This window comes from Aquamicrobium sp. LC103 (assembly GCF_001014615.2).
GTDB lineage: Bacteria > Pseudomonadota > Alphaproteobacteria > Rhizobiales > Rhizobiaceae > LBCQ02.
Genome location: NZ_LBCQ02000001.1, coordinates 599,249 through 614,271 on the forward strand (window position 1 = coordinate 599,249; position 15,023 = coordinate 614,271).

Below are 15,023 nucleotides of genomic sequence, written 5' to 3' on the forward strand. Positions count from 1 at the left end.
TGCGTCAGCCCTTCTTGGCGGCGCGCTCGATCGCCTCGACGATCATCTGCCGCGCGGCGGAAGCGTCGCGCCAGTCGCCGATCTTGACCCACTTGCCGGGTTCGAGATCCTTGTAGTGTTCGAAGAAATGCTCGATCTGCTTGAGCGTGATCTCCGGCAGGTCTGAATGGTTGAAGACGGTCTCGTAGCGGCGGGTCAGGTGCGGCGAGGGAACGGCGATGATCTTCTCGTCCTTGCCGGCATTGTCCTCCATGACGAGCACGCCGATCGGCCGGACATTGATCACGCAGCCGGGAATGAGCTGGCGCGTGTTGCAGATCAGCACGTCGATCGGGTCGCCGTCCTCGGACAGCGTGTGCGGCACGAAGCCGTAATTGCCGGGGTAGGTCATCGGCGTATAGAGGAAACGGTCGACGACCAGCGTGCCGGCTTCCTTGTCCATCTCGTACTTGATCGGCTGGCCGCCGACCGGCACCTCGACAATGACGTTGACGTCTTCGGGTGGGTTGTCGCCGATGGAGATGGCGTCAATGCGCATATTCATGGTTCCTGTTCGTTCAAGAATGCCCCTGGGCGCTGCCGATATACCGCGATGCAGCATATTGCAATGCGGCGAAGGGCTATGAGGAGGGATGCGGCGGGGTCAGTCCCAGACGAAGGCGACCTTGCGCAGGGCCTTCTGGTCGAAAACTTCTACGCCCTCGGCGATGTCGCGGCCGCCGGCGCCGGCGTAGAAGCCGAGGGCGTTGGAGTTCTCCTCGAGCGCCCAGACGACAAGGCCCTTGAGGCCGTGGGTGACGAGCTTCTCGCGCGCGGCGGCGAAGAGGCGGGTGCCGAGGCCGATGCCCTGATATTCGGGACGCAGATAGAGTTCGTAGATCTCGCCCTGCTGCGGCAACTCGCGGGCGCGGTTGCGGCCGAGTGTCGCGTAGCCGGCGATGACGCCGCCGATCTCGATGACGAGCACGGTGGCGGCGCGGCGAATGGCGTTCGCCCACCATTGCGTGCCGCGGCGGCTGATCATCGAGGTGAGCGCCCGATGCGGGATGATTCCGGCATAGGCGCCCTGCCAGGCCTCATGATGGACGTCGGCGATCGCCGCCGCGTCGCGCGGTTCGGCTTTTCGGATGTCGATCGATAGCGTCTTCATGATTTGTTAAGCATAAACCCCGTCGCCGCCATTCGGCAAGCGCGAGGCAAGTGCTCGGATTCGTTCCGCACAGCGTTTATCGGCGGTCAGATCTCGACGACGCGGTCCGGCAGTTCGTTGGGATTGTCGTCGCCGTCCGGAAAATGCTCCGAAAGAAGTAAGCCGGCGCGGCGAATGCCCTGTGAGAGGCCGTCGAAGAGACGATCCTCCCTCGCATTCTTCACGAGCACGGCGACGATGGCGTTCCACTCCTCCTGATCGACACGTGCGCTGATGCCGTCATCGGCCAGCACTTCGGCGTAGTGCTCGGCGAGCGAGACGAAGATGAGGATGCCGGTGCGCCGGCTGGTGAGATGGATGTTGTGGGCGAGGAACTGCTTCAGCGCATTGTCGTGAGCACGAAGATAGCGCAGGCGCCGCGGCACGAAGAAGATGCGCAGCGCCGGAAACACCCAGATCACGCCGAGTGCCGCGGCGAAGGCGAGTATCTGCGCGGCGGCGAAGACGGCAATCGACATGTCGGCCCAGTCGCGGTCGAGGACGAAGGCGACGAGCTGGCTTATGATCAGCATGCCGAGCGCGAGCACGAAGGCGGCCGGATAGAAATAGCTGTCGCTGGTTCGCGCCACCACGCAGTAGATCTCGCCGGAGGTCCGTTCCTCGGCTTCGCGGATCGCTTCCGAAAGGGCGAGGCGCTGTTCGTCGGTGAGAGGTTTCGTCATTCGCCCATCCTACCAGCTTCCCGAGGCGCCGCCGCCGCCCGACGAGCCTCCCCCTCCGGAGAAGCCGCCGCCGCCCGACCAGCCGCCACCGCCGCCGCTCCAGCCGGAGCCGGAGGAGCGGCGGCGCGAGCCTTGCCCGATGGTGATGTCCATGCCCAGCCAGCGATAGCGGCCGGGGCCGAGCTTGCGTCCGAAGACAGGCGCCAGCACGGCGAACAGGAACGAGCCGAAGAACAGGCATACCCACACCGCGATGAAGATCATGGCCACGAAGGGGACGCCTTCCTCCTCCTGCCGGTTGCGCTCGGCGCGCGCCTCGAGCTCGGCCGCATTGCCCTCGAGCACGAGGATGATGTCGTCGACGGCTTTGGTGATTCCGCCGGAAAAATCGCCGGCACGGAAGGCCGGCACCATGTTCTCGATGATGAGCCTGGAATGGAGGTCGGTGAGAGTGCCTTCGAGGCCGTAACCCACCTCGATACGCATCTTGCGGTCGTCGCGCGCGACGAGCAGCAATATGCCGTTGTCCTCGCCGGCCTGGCCGAGCTTCCAGGCGCGGAACAGGCGATTTGCATAGGGCTCCAGCGCTTCTCCGTCGAGCGAGGGAATGGTAGCGACGACGATCTGATCCGAGGATTTCTGCTCGAACGCGGCGAGCTTCGCGTCAAGGGCCTGACGCGAGGCGGCGTCCATCATGCCGGCGCTGTCGACCACGCGCCCGGTCAGCGCCGGCAGCTCGGCGGCGAAGGCGGCGGCGAGAAGGGCAAGCCACAGCACGGCCGCGGCGACTGCTCCGTATGCCGCCGTCCGGTGTCCGCGACGAAGCTGCGGGTGAAGCGCTGCTGCCGTGCTCATTGCGGAAGCCGCCGCCAGTGCCCGGTCACCCGCCCTGATTGGTTCCGAAATCGACCTGCGGCACCCGCATCTGCTCCTCGGGGATCGTGAAGGTCTGGTAGGGCTGGTTGTCGGTGAACCAGAGCTTCGCCCAGATCATGGTCGGCAGGGTTCGAAGCGAGGTGTTGTAGACCCGCACCGCCTCGATATAGTCGCGGCGGGCGACGGCGACGCGGTTTTCCGTCCCTTCGAGTTGCGCCTGGAGGGCGAGGAAGTTCTGGTTCGACTTCAGGTCGGGATAGTTCTCCACGACGGCGAGCAGGCGCGACAGCGCGCCGGTGAGGCCGGCCTGACCGTCCTGGAAGGCCTTGAAGGCTTCCGGGTCCTGCAGCATCTCCGGCGTGACCTGAACCTGCGTCGCACGCGCACGCGCCTCGACCACGCCTTCGAGCACTTCGCGTTCCTGCGCGGCGTAGCCTTTCACGGTCTCCACCAAATTGGGGATGAGATCGGCGCGGCGCTGATACTGGTTGAGGACTTCGCTCCAGGCAGCCTTCGCCTGTTCCTCGTTCGTCGGGATGGTGTTGAAGCCGCAGCCCGAAAGCAACGGCACGAGCAACGCGAGAAGCAGCACGGCGAAGGCGCGGCGCGGCTTCACCCCTGTAAAGGCCCGAACTTGCATGGATCGATCCCCTCGAAAGGTTGAATGCGCGGCGAGCTTAGCGTTATTCGTGTACAAAAGGAATCCCGATGGCCCGGCGGGAGGTTGCGCGAGGGACGCGCTGGCACAGCGTTTTCTCGCGCAAGCCGGTTCGCAGTTTCCCGGCCATGCTCTAATCTCACCGAAACGGGAGCAACAAGCCATGAGCAGGGACGACGACAGGAACGTCGAATCGCGGCGCATCATCGATCGCGTAGGCGCGGAAACCGAGGCATCCATGGCCAAGCGCGTCTCCGACCACATGTCCGGCCGCGACGCCGACGAGAAGGATTGGGCGGAGCTCTGGGGCACGCGCATCGGCCGATGGCTGGGGCTCGCGCTGCTGATCTACCTCGTCTATTGGCTGATCAATTTCGTAGTGAGCAATGGCTGAAGCATGAGCAATCAGGAAAACCAGGCACCGCGTGCGGTCATCGTCGTCTCCAGCCATGTGGCGCGCGGCTCAGTCGGCAATCGCGCGGCGGTCTTCGCGCTGGAAACGCTCGGCTTTCCCGTGTGGGCGGTGCCGACCGTCATCCTGCCATGGCATCCCGGGCACGGCCGCGCCACGCGCATCGTGCCGCCGGCCGACGGGTTCGCGGCGCTGATGCGCGACCTCGAGGGCGCGCCGTGGCTGGGCGAGGTCGGCGCGGTCCTCTCGGGCTATCTCGGCGATGCCGCGCAGGCCGAGGCCGTCGCCTCGCTCGTCGCGGCGGTGAAGGCGCGAAATCCGAAAGCGCTCTATGTCTGCGACCCGGTGATGGGGGATGCCGGCGGGCTCTACGTGCCCGAGGCGGTCGCGGCCGCGATGCGCGACCGCTTGCTGCCCGTGGCCGATATCGCGACGCCCAACCGTTTCGAGCTGGAATGGATGCGCGGGCGTCCGCTCGCGGACAACAAGGCCGTCATCGATGCGGCGCTCGAGGCCGGCCCCGAAACGATGCTGGTGACGTCGGCGCATGCGATGATGGCCGGCTCGACCGGCAATCTGCTGGTTCGGCGCGGTGAGGTCATCCTTGCCGAGCACCGCGCCGTCGCCAATGCGCCGAACGGTCTCGGCGACCTCACCTCCGCCCTGTTCCTGTCGCGGATCATGGGCGGACAGACGGCCGAGAAGGCGCTGCAGGCGACGACGGCCGCCGTCTTCGAGATACTGGCGCGGGCGACGAAGCGAGGGGCCGACGAGCTCATGCTCGAAACCGACGCGCAAAGCCTCTCCCATCCAATGGCGATGGTGCAGATGCGCCGCATCCTTCATTCCGGCGGCGAGCGCCGCTCATGAATTTTCCGGTCGTTGCGGGTGTCGACGGCTGCAAGGCGGGATGGGTGGCGGTGATGCGCCGTGGCGGCCGGCTGGAAGCCGGCGTCTTTCCGAGCTTTGCCATGCTCGTCGATCTCCTGCCTGGCGAGGCGGTGATCGCCGTCGACATGCCGATCGGCCTGCCGGACAGCGCCGGACATGGCGGGCGGGGACCCGAGGCGCTGGTGCGCCGGCATCTCGGCCAGCGCCAGTCGAGCGTCTTTTCCATTCCCTCGCGCGCTGCCGTCTATGCCGAGACCGGACCGTTCCCCGACGTGGGGGAATGGTACGCCGCCCACCGCCGGGCCAGCGTGGTGGCGCGGGCGACTTCCGAACCTGCGAAGGGCATTTCGATCCAGGCGTTCGGCATCTTCTCCAAGATCAGGGAGATCGACCGGCTGCTGATCGAGCGCCCGCAACTGCGTGGCCGGGTGATCGAATCGCATCCCGAAGCCGCCTTCTGGCGGCTGAACGGCGAAAGTGCGATGGAACTGCCGAAGAAGGTCAAGGGCAGGATCAATCCGGCGGGCATGGAGGAGCGCAAGCGGCTGCTCGATCGCTGCGGGGTGGAGCGGGCGTTCCTGGACGCCATTCCGCCGCGCGGAGCGGCCGAGGACGACTATCTGGACGCGGCGGCGATGATGCTGATCGCCGCGCGCCATGCGCGGGGCGAGACGGTTCCGTTTCCCGATCCGCCGCTTGTCGATACCCTGGGCAATCCGATCGCGATCTGGACTTAAGCTCGTTGTTGCGCGGTTCGCACTTTCCCGCTACTGGCAAGGCATGAGCCATTTACCGGAAAAGCTGCTTCAGGGTTACCGCAACTTCATGAAGGGGCGCTATGCCGCCGAGCGGGATCGCTACCGCGAATTGGCGCGAGAGGGCCAGTCGCCGGAGACGCTGGTGATCGCCTGCTGCGATTCGCGTTCCGCGCCGGAAACGATATTCGACGCTTCTCCCGGCGAGCTCTTCGTGGTGCGCAACGTCGCCAATCTGGTGCCGCCCTACCAGCCGGACAGCCATTTCCATGCGACCTCCGCCGCGCTGGAATTCGCTGTACAGAGCCTCAAGGTCAAGAACATCGTGGTGATGGGCCACGGCCGCTGCGGCGGTATTCGCGCCGCGCTCGACCCGGCGGCGGAGCCGCTTTCGCCCGGAGATTTCATCGGCAAGTGGATGGGAATGGTCGCACCGGCGGCCGAGATCGTCAGCGGCAACACGATGATGACGTCGGTCGAACGCCAGACGGCGCTGGAGCGCATCTCCATCCGCTTCTCGCTCACCAATCTGCGGACGTTTCCCTGCGTCTCGATCCTCGAGAAGAAGGGCCGGCTGACGCTGCATGGCGCCTGGTTCGACATCTCGTCGGGCGAATTGTGGTCGATGAATCCCGAGACCGGGGATTTCGAGCGGCCGGAGCTCGACTGAGCCTAGGTCCCAATCGCTTCGTTCGAGCATCGGATGATCGGAAGGTCGATGCCGCCGAAGGCCCGATGCTCTATTCGACGCGCGCCACCAGCACCTTCGAGAAGACCGGCTCGGGAAGCCTGCGCCAGACCAGCCATGCGACGATCGCAAGCAGTCCCATGCAGGGGATGATCGTGGCCATCGCCATCACCGGGTCGCCGAAGAGCGCGGCGATGCCGCCGCCGACCAGCCCGCCGCCCATCTGGAAGAAGCCGCCGAGCGCCGCCGCGGCACCGGCGATGTGCGGGAAGGGCGCGAGCGACGCGGTCGACATCGCCGGCATGATGAAGGCGATGCCGAAGGCGTAGCAGGCGACAGGCCCCATGACGGTCAGGAAGGTGGGTTCGGTGACGCGCAGGAGAACCGCGAGCGCGATGCTGCCGACCGCCATGCAGACAAGGCCGAGCGGCACGATGCGGTAGGCGCCGTAGCGGCGCATGAGCTGGCGCACCACCAGCGAGCCCACGAAGAACATGCCCGACTGCATCAGCATGCCGAAGCCGAATTCGGTGGGCGAGAGGCCGACGCGGTTCATCAGGATGAAGGGCAGCACGGTCGCCTGCGTGTAGAGCGCGCCGAGCGAGCCGGCGAGCACCAGGCTGGAGGTGAGGAAGTAGCCGCTGCGAAGAAGCGAGCCGTAGGAGTGCGCAAGCGCGCGCGGCCGGATGCGCGAAAGATCGCGCTCGACCGTCTCGACCATGAAGATCCTGGCGACGACGATGATGGCGAAGCCCATCAGCAGCATGAAGACGAAGATGGCGTGCCAGCCGAACAGCTCCATCGTGACGCCGCCCAGCGTCGGTGCGAAGGCCGGGCCGACGCCGAGGATGAGCCCGATGAGGTTCATGATGCGCGCGGAACGCTCGTTGGTGAAGAGATCGCGCACGATGGCGCGCGAGATCGCCATGCCGACGGCCGCGCCCACGCCCTGTAGAAAGCGCGCCGCGATCAGCACCTCGACGGTGGGAGAGAGCAGCGCGAGCGTGGTGGCGACGAGATATATGCCCATGAAGGCCATGGTGACGGGTTTGCGGCCGAAACCGTCCGACAGCGGGCCGCAGACGAGCTGCGCCAGAGCGAAGCCGGCGAAATAGAGCGACAGCGTCATCTTGACCGCCGCCTCGGTGCTGCCGAAGGCGCGCACGATTTCCGGCATGGCCGGCGTGAAAAGCGCCATTGAAATCGGCCCGACGGCCACGAGAAGGGCGCCGAGCAGGCTCACGCGCCTCTCGCTCATGACCGGAACGGGGGGTGCCTTCGCGGCCGGATCCTGCGTCTGCACGTTCATGCCGCCGCTCCCGCCCTGCTGCTTTCCGCCTTCTCGGAGAAGTTCGCGCGCACCGTCTTCAGCATGTCCTGGAGCATAGCCCATTGCTCGGCAGTGAGCCCGCGCGACGCATCCTCGCGGATCGCCGCGCTGATGTTCCTGATTTCGGGCAGGACGCGTTCGGCCGCCTCGGTCAAATGGACGAGCTTGGCGCGGCGATCGGCCGGATCGGGCGTGCGGCGGATGAGGTCCCGCGCCTCGAGACGGTCGAGATAGGCCGAAAGCGTCATCGCCTCGACATTCATGCGTTCGGCCAGCACCGACTGGCGCACGGTGCCGGCGCGGGCGGCATGCGAAAGGGCGCGGGCTTCGCCGGAGGTGAGGCCGAGGCCCGCCTCCGCGGTGCGGCGGTCGATCTCGGCGCGCAACAGGCGGGAAAGGTCGGCAATGAGGAAGCCGAACGTATCGGTGTCGGTTCGTTGGGGCATGATCAAATTGTAAGTAAGACTTATAATAAGCTCCACTTAGTTCTTCTGCTGCACTGCGTCAAGGCGGGTTGCGATCACGCCTTCGTGGTCCTACATCTGACCGGTCCGGTCCGCCTGCCCAATTCCATCGCAGAGGTTTTTCATGTCCGCATCCCCCGTCGATCCTTCCCGCCATCCGCTGACGCTTTGGACGGGGCCGCTCGGGCTGCCGGATTTCACGGCCATTTCCGACGATCAGTTCGCGGACGTGTTCGACGCCGCGCTTGCCGCGCATCGGGACGAGGTCGAGGCGATCGCGCAAAATGCCGATGAGCCGACGATCGAGAACACGCTTGCCGCGCTGGAGCTTGCCGGCGAGCCGCTCGGCCGCGTCTCGGCGATCTTCTGGTGCCGGGCTGGCGCCCACACCAACCCCGACATTCAGGCGCTGGAGCGCGAGATCGCGCCGAAGATGTCGCGGCATTATTCCGCGCTCTTCATGAACGAGGCGCTGTTCTCGCGCATCGACAGGCTGTACGCGGCGCGCGAGACGCTGGGGCTCGACGCCGAGACCCTTCGCGTCCTGGAAAAGACGTGGAAGCGCTTCGTCAAGGCGGGCGCCAAGCTCGACGGGGGCGACAAGAAGCGGCTTGCGGAGATCAACGAGCGTCTCGCCGGGCTCGGCGCTCAGTTCGGTCAGAACGTGCTTGCCGACGAAGCGAACTGGGCGCTGTTTCTCGACGGCGGCGACGATCTCGCCGGGCTGCCGGACTTCCTGAAGGACGCCATGGCGCAGGCGGCCGAAACGCGCGGCCGGGAAGGCAAGTACGCGGTGACGCTGTCGCGCTCGATCATCGAGCCGTTCCTGACCTTTTCCGCCAGGCGCGACCTGCGCGAGAAGGCGTTCGAAGCCTTCATCCGGCGCGGCGAGAATGGCGGCGAGACCGACAATGGCGCGATCGTGAAGGAAACGCTCGCCCTTCGCGCCGAGAAGGCGAAGCTGCTCGGCTATGAAAGCTTCGCAGCGCTGAAGCTCGACGACACGATGGCGAAGACGCCGAAAGCCGTGCTGGAACTGCTGGAGCCGGTCTGGGACAAGGCCCGCGAAAAGGCCGCCGCCGACCAGGCCGACCTGCAGCGGATCGCGGCGGCCGGCGGCGGCAACGATGCGATCGCCGCCTGGGACTGGCGCTATTACCAGGAGAAGCTGCGGGCGGAGAAATACGCTTTCGACGAGGCGGAACTGAAGCCTTATCTCCAGCTCGACCGCATCATCGACGCCTGCTTCGAGGTCGCGGGAAGGCTGTTCGGGCTGTCCTTCGAGGAGAAGCAGGGCGTCGCCGCGTGGCATCCGGACGTACGCGTCTTCGAGGTGAGGAACACCGACGGCTCGCACCGCGCGACCTTTCTCGCCGACTATTTCAACCGGCCTTCCAAGCGCTCCGGCGCCTGGATGAGCTCGCTCGAACCCGGCCACAAGCTTGGCGAGGGCGCTTCGCCGATCATCTACAATGTGATGAATTTCGCCAAGCCGCCGAAGGGGCAGCCGGCGCTGCTTTCGATGGACGACGCGCGCACCCTCTTCCACGAATTCGGCCATGCGCTGCACGGCATGCTGACGGAGGTCACCTGGCCGTCGGTTTCCGGCACCTCGGTCAGCCGCGATTTCGTGGAGCTGCCCTCGCAGCTCTACGAGCACTGGCTGACCGTGCCCGAGATCCTCGAAAAGCATGCCGTCCACTACCGCACCGGCGAGCCGATGCCGAAGGCGCTGCTCGACAAGATGCTGGCGGCGCAGACCTTCAACGCCGGTTTCGCCACGGTCGAGTTCACCGCCTCGGCGCTGATCGACATGGCCTATCACGCGCAGCCCGAGGCGCCCGCCGACCCGCTGGCCTTCGAAGCCGAAACGCTGAAGAAGCTCGGCATGCCGGAGGCGATCGCGATGCGCCACCGCAGCCCGCATTTCCTGCATGTGTTTTCCGGCGACGGCTACTCGGCCGGCTACTATTCCTACATGTGGTCGGAGGTGCTGGACGCCGACGCCTTCTCCGCTTTCGAGGAGACGGGCGACGTCTTCGACGCCGAGACGGCGCGGAAACTCAGGACCCATATCTATTCGGCCGGCGGATCGCGCGACCCGGAAGAACTCTACATCGCCTTCCGCGGCAAGATGCCCTCGCCGGAAGCGATGATGGAGAAGCGCGGACTGATTTGACGCGGAAGAGCGCGGCTCAGCAGCCGCGCGCCGCGCTTTTGACGGCCTTGGAGGTCGAGCAGGTCACGGCGTCGTAGTCGATGCCGTACTGGCCCGGCACGTAGGATTCGTCGAGAACGAAATCCTGCTCGTCGAACGGGACGTTCTGCGGGGCAAGCGCCCAGGCGGCGCCGATCATCAGCGGGAACGCGGCGATTGCCGCCAGCTTCGCGAGATACAGGTTTCTGATCATGGTCATTACCTAGTGTCGGGACGGCGTAACGCAAGAATGTTAATAAAGTTGCAACCTTAAAATTTCCTGAACCTTGCGTCGCGAAAGACCGCCCTCTTTCGCAAAAGCGAAAAAACCTGTATGAGCGCCGCAACTGAAAACGCCGCGCGTCGTTTCATGCGCAGGCCAGACCCCCGAGAAGATATTTATGAACCTTCGTAACATCGCGATCATCGCGCACGTCGACCATGGAAAAACCACCCTCGTCGATGCGCTCCTGAAGCAGTCGGGCTCGTTCCGCGAAAACCAGCGCGTCGCAGAGCGCGCCATGGATTCGAACGATCTCGAGAAGGAGCGCGGCATCACGATTCTCGCCAAGGCGACCTCGGTCGACTGGAAGGACACCCGCATCAACATCGTCGACACGCCCGGCCACGCCGATTTCGGCGGGGAGGTCGAGCGCATCCTGTCGATGGTCGACGGCGCGATCGTGCTGGTCGATGCCGCCGAAGGCCCGATGCCCCAGACCAAGTTCGTCGTCGGCAAGGCGCTCAAGGTCGGCCTCCGCCCGATCGTGGCGATCAACAAGATCGACCGTCCGGACGCGCGCGCCGACGAGGTCATCAACGAGGTGTTCGACCTCTTCGCCGCGCTCGACGCCACCGACGAGCAGCTCGACTTCCCGATCCTCTATGGTTCGGGCCGGGACGGCTGGATGGCCGAAAGCCCGGAAGGCCCCAAGGAAGATGGGCTTGCGCCATTGTTCGATCTCGTCCTGAAGCATGTGCCGGAGCCGGCCGTCGAGCCCGGCCCGTTCCGCATGATCGGCACGATCCTGGAAGCCAACCCGTTCCTCGGCCGTATCATCACCGGCCGTATCGCGTCGGGCACGCTGAAGCCGAATCAGGCGGTCAAGGTTCTGCATCATGACGGCTCGCTGCTGGAAAATGGCCGCGTCTCGAAGATCCTCGCCTTCCGTGGCCTCGAGCGCCAGCCGATCGAGGAAGCACAGGCCGGCGACATCGTCGCCATCGCGGGCCTGCAAAAGGGCACCGTCGCCGACACTTTCTGCGATCCGTCCGTCTCCGACGCGATGCAGGCGCAGCCGATCGATCCGCCCACCGTCACGATGTCCTTCCTGGTCAACGATTCGCCACTGGCCGGCACCGAGGGCGACAAGGTGACGAGCCGCGTCATCCGCGACCGCCTGCTCAAGGAGGCCGAGGGCAATGTCGCGCTGAAGATCGAGGAATCGGCCGACAAGGATTCCTTCTACGTCTCCGGCCGCGGCGAATTGCAGCTCGCGGTCCTGATCGAGACGATGCGCCGCGAAGGCTTCGAGCTCGCCGTGTCGCGTCCGCGCGTCGTCATGCAGAAGGACGAGGCTGGCCAGCTTCTCGAGCCGGTCGAGGAAGTCGTCATCGACGTCGACGAAGAGCATTCGGGCGTCGTCGTGCAGAAGATGTCCGAGCGCAAGGCCGACATGGTCGAGCTGCGTCCGTCGGGCGGCGACCGCCAGCGCCTCGTCTTCCACGCGCCGACGCGCGGCCTGATCGGCTATCAGTCGGAGCTTCTGACCGATACGCGCGGCACCGCCGTCATGAACCGCCTGTTCCACTCTTACCAGCCCTACAAGGGCGAACTGCCCGGCCGCACCAACGGCGTGCTGATCTCCAACGATCAGGGCGAGTCGGTGGCGTTCGCGATGTGGAACCTCGAGGATCGCGGCCCGATGGTCATCGACGCCGGCGTCAAGGTCTATGCCGGCATGATCATCGGCATCCATTCGCGCGACAACGATCTCGAGGTGAACGTGCTGAAAGGCAAGAAGCTCACCAACATCCGCGCCGCCGGCAAGGACGAGGCGGTGAAGCTGACGCCGCCGATCCGCATGACGCTGGAACGCGCGCTCGCCTGGATCCAGGACGACGAACTGGTGGAGGTGACGCCGAAATCGATCCGCCTGCGCAAGCTCTATCTCGACCCGCACGAGCGCAAGCGCTTCGAGAAGCAGAAAGTCAGCGGCGCTGCCTGAGGCCAACGAAGCAGACGGCGGGCGGCTCGTTCGACTGACCGTCTACTACAGCGTCATGGAGGCGAAGATCTGTGTCTCCATGCTGGCGGCGCATGGCATATACGCCTTTGCGCCGACCGAGCTTGCGAACAACGCGCCGCACATGATGACTGCTTTCGGCGGCATACCGGTCTCCGTGGTCGAAAGCGACTACGAGGCGGCGAAGGCGCTGCTCGACGATGTTCTCGAAAGCGAGCCTGCGCCACCGCCCAAGCCTTGGTGGAGGACGCTGTCCGATGGCCTTGTCGGCCTCGGCGTCCTGACGCTCTTCGGGCTTCCGCCGGCGCCGAAGCCGCCGCCGAGCGGCGGCGGCGGGCCGGATTCGGTGGAGGAGTGACGGCACCGGCAAGGGCCGCCCCCGGGATTCCGTCAATTTTCATTTCCGTCGCCGGCGGCCCGGCGGGCGATGTCGCATGCCTCGGGCAGTTCCCGCAGGTCGAAGACAACCCGCGTTCCGTTCCGCACCGGCCTGCGCAGCACAGCCGCGCCGCCGGGGGTGATCGCGACTCGGCCTTCCTCGTGGAGCCGCAGCAGGCGCGATCGCGATAACCCGAGACCACCGGCCAGCAAGCGGTCGAGGCGCGTCGAAACGGGCAGTGCCGAAACGATTTCCAGTTCCAGCCTTCGCGCGTTTTCCTGTCCGCGGGACTGGACTTCCTTGCATATCAGGAACTCCGTTGCCTCCTCGACGCGGCTTGCCCTGCTCCTCAGCCCGGCAACATCCCAGGCGAAGTGGCGGGCAAGCTCAGGATCGTTCGAGGTGAGGGCCTCAAAAGCGGCGGCTTCGAGCTCATGCCGGTTGCGACGCTCGAAAATCGGAAAGTTCCAGGTGTCGTCGCAATGGCTGCATTTATAGATCAGCCATGCGTCGATGCGCTTGCCGTTGGCATTGACCCTGAATTTTCCGCTGCTGCGGAAAGGCCTCTCGCAATCGCAGCGACTGCAGGAAATCCAGGGTTGGGGTGCGGTCCGGGGTACGATCGTCCATCTGACGGAACGGGACATGCCGAATAACTCTTCCGGTTCGGAAGTCCGTCAGGCCGGCGATGTCGAGATGCCTCGCTGCGAGGCGCGGTGTGGCGGTGTGAAATCGGGAGCGGGCGCGCCGGGCGGAAGCGTGCCGGCAGCGGTTCAGTCATGCCAAACCGGTCTCGAACCGCAATCCCGACGAACACATGAAAACAGGCTGCGCGAAGCGCGGCCCAGCGTGACGCGATGATGTGGATGAGACCGGCGGTTACGTTGGCAAAACAGAGGCCTGGAAGTTGCAATCGGGAGGCGACTTCTAGCCCCGCGCCGCTGGTTCGGCAAGGGGCCATCCGCGGGGCGCTACCATCTCCTCTCGTCTTCGGCTAATGTCGAGCCCAGGCATCTCAACGAAGATCATCCAATGGAACCCTCCTCGCTTCTCATCTTCGCCGGCGCGCTGCTCGTCGCCGCCGGCTCGCCGGGACCGTCGATCGCGGCGCTGGTGGCGCGCGTGATTTCGAAAGGGTTTCGCGACGTCTTCCCCTTCTTGCTCGCCATGTGGATCGGCGAGGCGATCTGGCTGTCGATGGCGGTGTTCGGCCTCGCCTTCGTGGCGCAGACCTTCCACCTCGCCTTCCTCGTGCTGAAATGGGCGGGCGTTGCCTATCTCGCCTGGCTTGCCTGGAAGATGTGGTCGGCGCCCGTCGAGATCAGGGACGGAGAGATGCCGAAGACGGAATCGCCGCTGCGGCTGTTCCTGGCGGGAATGGCCGTCACGCTCGGCAATCCGAAGATCATGATGTTCTACATGGCGCTTTTGCCGACCATCATCGATCTCGGAGGCGTGACCGTGCTCGGCTGGGCGGAACTGACCCTGACCATGGCGCTGGTGCTGGTCGCGATCGACCTGACCTGGGTGGCGGCGGCCGCGCAGGCCCGGCGTGTCCTGAGGAGCGCGCGCGCCATGAGGATCGCCAACCGCGTCAGCGCCGCGACCATGGCGGGCGCCGCCGCGGCGATCGCCTCGCGGTAGGAGCCTACCGCGCCATCGCGTGATATTCGGCGTTCGGCCGCATGTCGACGGCGGCGGCGACGCGGTTCGACATGTTGAAGAAGGCGGCCGTAGAGGCGATGTCCCAGATGTCGCGGTCGCCGAAGCCGGCTTCGCGGAGCGCCTTGCGGTCCGCTTCCTCGATCTTGTCCGGCGTCTCGGTCAGCTTGACGGCGAAGTCGAGCATCGCCTTCTGCTTCGGAGTCAGTTCGGCAGCGCGGTAGTTCATCACCATCATCTCGCCGAGCGCGGGGTCGCCGGAGAGCTGGCGCACCGCGGCGCCATGCGCGGTGAGGCAATAATAGCAATGGTTCACCGACGAGACGGCGACCGCGATCATCTCGCGCTCGAGCTTGGAGAGGCCCGATTCGCCGAGCATCAGGTCGTTGTACATGTCGGTGAAGGCGCGCAGCTTCTTCTCGTCGAAGGCGTAGGAGAGGAGCACGTTGGGGACGAGGCCGAGCTTCTCCTCGCACTTGGCGAAATAGGCCCTGGTGGCTTCCGAAAGCTCGCCGGACGGCTCCAGATTCAGCGCTGTCACCTTTTCCTTCATTGCCTTCACCTCCCTTTCATCGAAATTGGGCAAATTTGAC

The 15,023-nt window shown here is 65.5% G+C and carries 18 protein-coding genes; 8 read left to right on the forward strand and 10 right to left on the reverse strand.

The genetic code is table 11. The features are described from left to right. Positions 1–4 precede the first annotated feature (4 nt). The 5 genes from ppa to XW59_RS02990 form a co-directional block, all read right to left on the reverse strand. Positions 5–538, reverse strand: a complete 534-nt coding sequence (gene ppa / locus XW59_RS02970; RefSeq protein WP_047145700.1) for an inorganic diphosphatase — start codon at positions 536–538, stop codon at positions 5–7. A gap of 105 nt (positions 539–643) precedes the next feature. Then, complete coding sequence (locus XW59_RS02975; protein ID WP_137326970.1) at positions 644–1,150, reverse strand: GNAT family N-acetyltransferase; 507 nt, start codon at positions 1,148–1,150, stop codon at positions 644–646. Between the two features lie 86 nt (positions 1,151–1,236). After that, entirely contained in the window at positions 1,237–1,872 is a 636-nt protein-coding gene (locus XW59_RS02980; protein ID WP_047145583.1) for a TPM domain-containing protein, read from the reverse strand. A 9-nt stretch (positions 1,873–1,881) separates the two neighbouring features. After that, the gene (locus XW59_RS02985) at positions 1,882–2,727 is read right to left on the reverse strand and encodes a YgcG family protein (RefSeq protein ID WP_047145584.1); all 846 of its coding nucleotides are present in this window, start codon (positions 2,725–2,727) and stop codon (positions 1,882–1,884) included. A gap of 25 nt (positions 2,728–2,752) precedes the next feature. After that, positions 2,753–3,388 carry a LemA family protein gene (locus XW59_RS02990; protein ID WP_047145585.1) on the reverse strand — a complete coding sequence of 212 codons (636 nt, stop codon included), beginning with the start codon at positions 3,386–3,388 and terminating at the stop codon, positions 2,753–2,755. Between the two features lie 181 nt (positions 3,389–3,569). Between XW59_RS02990 and XW59_RS02995 the strand changes: the two genes are divergently transcribed. The 4 genes from XW59_RS02995 to XW59_RS03010 are packed head-to-tail and all read left to right on the forward strand — an operon-like array spanning position 3,570 to position 6,134. After that, the gene (locus XW59_RS02995) at positions 3,570–3,800 is read left to right on the forward strand and encodes a hypothetical protein (protein ID WP_047145586.1); all 231 of its coding nucleotides are present in this window, start codon (positions 3,570–3,572) and stop codon (positions 3,798–3,800) included. Positions 3,801–3,803: 3 nt separating this feature from the next. After that, on the forward strand, positions 3,804–4,688 hold the full coding sequence (gene pdxY / locus XW59_RS03000) for a pyridoxal kinase PdxY (RefSeq protein ID WP_047145587.1): 885 nt from the start codon (positions 3,804–3,806) through the stop codon (positions 4,686–4,688). Then, on the forward strand, positions 4,685–5,446 hold the full coding sequence (locus XW59_RS03005; RefSeq protein WP_137326971.1) for a DUF429 domain-containing protein: 762 nt from the start codon (positions 4,685–4,687) through the stop codon (positions 5,444–5,446). The genes pdxY and XW59_RS03005 overlap by 4 nt, the downstream gene beginning before the upstream one ends. Positions 5,447–5,489: 43 nt before the next feature. After that, positions 5,490–6,134, forward strand: a complete 645-nt coding sequence (locus XW59_RS03010) for a carbonic anhydrase (protein ID WP_047145589.1) — start codon at positions 5,490–5,492, stop codon at positions 6,132–6,134. Positions 6,135–6,204: 70 nt separating this feature from the next. On the opposite strand, the gene XW59_RS03015 is transcribed toward XW59_RS03010, so the two are convergent. Both XW59_RS03015 and XW59_RS03020 read right to left on the reverse strand, forming a co-directional pair. Next, positions 6,205–7,461 (reverse strand): multidrug effflux MFS transporter, encoded by a 1,257-nt coding sequence (locus XW59_RS03015; RefSeq protein WP_047145590.1) that lies wholly within the window; start codon positions 7,459–7,461, stop codon positions 6,205–6,207. Next, positions 7,458–7,928: a MarR family transcriptional regulator gene (locus tag XW59_RS03020; protein ID WP_047145591.1), complete on the reverse strand. Its 471-nt coding sequence runs from the start codon at positions 7,926–7,928 to the stop codon at positions 7,458–7,460. Before XW59_RS03020 ends, XW59_RS03015 begins: the two co-directional genes overlap by 4 nt. A gap of 142 nt (positions 7,929–8,070) precedes the next feature. Here XW59_RS03020 and XW59_RS03025 point away from each other — a divergent pair, with 142 nt between their 5' ends. Further along, the gene (locus XW59_RS03025; RefSeq protein ID WP_047145592.1) at positions 8,071–10,125 is read left to right on the forward strand and encodes a M3 family metallopeptidase; all 2,055 of its coding nucleotides are present in this window, start codon (positions 8,071–8,073) and stop codon (positions 10,123–10,125) included. 16 nt (positions 10,126–10,141) lie between these two features. On the opposite strand, the gene XW59_RS03030 is transcribed toward XW59_RS03025, so the two are convergent. Then, positions 10,142–10,357, reverse strand: coding sequence for a hypothetical protein (locus XW59_RS03030; protein ID WP_136068196.1), 216 nt, complete (start codon positions 10,355–10,357; stop codon positions 10,142–10,144). Between the two features lie 187 nt (positions 10,358–10,544). On the opposite strand from XW59_RS03030, the gene typA reads away from it, so the two are divergent. Both typA and XW59_RS03040 read left to right on the forward strand, forming a co-directional pair. After that, positions 10,545–12,371 carry a translational GTPase TypA gene (gene typA, locus XW59_RS03035; RefSeq protein ID WP_047145594.1) on the forward strand — a complete coding sequence of 609 codons (1,827 nt, stop codon included), beginning with the start codon at positions 10,545–10,547 and terminating at the stop codon, positions 12,369–12,371. A gap of 79 nt (positions 12,372–12,450) precedes the next feature. Then, complete coding sequence (locus tag XW59_RS03040) at positions 12,451–12,747, forward strand: hypothetical protein (protein WP_136068198.1); 297 nt, start codon at positions 12,451–12,453, stop codon at positions 12,745–12,747. Between the two features lie 32 nt (positions 12,748–12,779). Here XW59_RS03040 and XW59_RS03045 read toward each other — a convergent pair whose 3' ends face one another. Next, complete coding sequence (locus XW59_RS03045) at positions 12,780–13,415, reverse strand: DUF1062 domain-containing protein (protein ID WP_047145596.1); 636 nt, start codon at positions 13,413–13,415, stop codon at positions 12,780–12,782. Positions 13,416–13,800: 385 nt separating this feature from the next. Here XW59_RS03045 and XW59_RS03050 point away from each other — a divergent pair, with 385 nt between their 5' ends. Beyond that, entirely contained in the window at positions 13,801–14,412 is a 612-nt protein-coding gene (locus XW59_RS03050) for a LysE family translocator (RefSeq protein ID WP_047145597.1), read from the forward strand. A gap of 4 nt (positions 14,413–14,416) precedes the next feature. Here the strand turns inward: XW59_RS03050 and XW59_RS03055 are convergent, their stop codons facing one another. Then, a complete protein-coding gene (locus XW59_RS03055; protein ID WP_047145598.1) occupies positions 14,417–14,983 on the reverse strand; it encodes a peroxidase-related enzyme in 567 nt (188 codons plus the stop codon). Between the last annotated feature and the right edge of the window lie 40 nt (positions 14,984–15,023).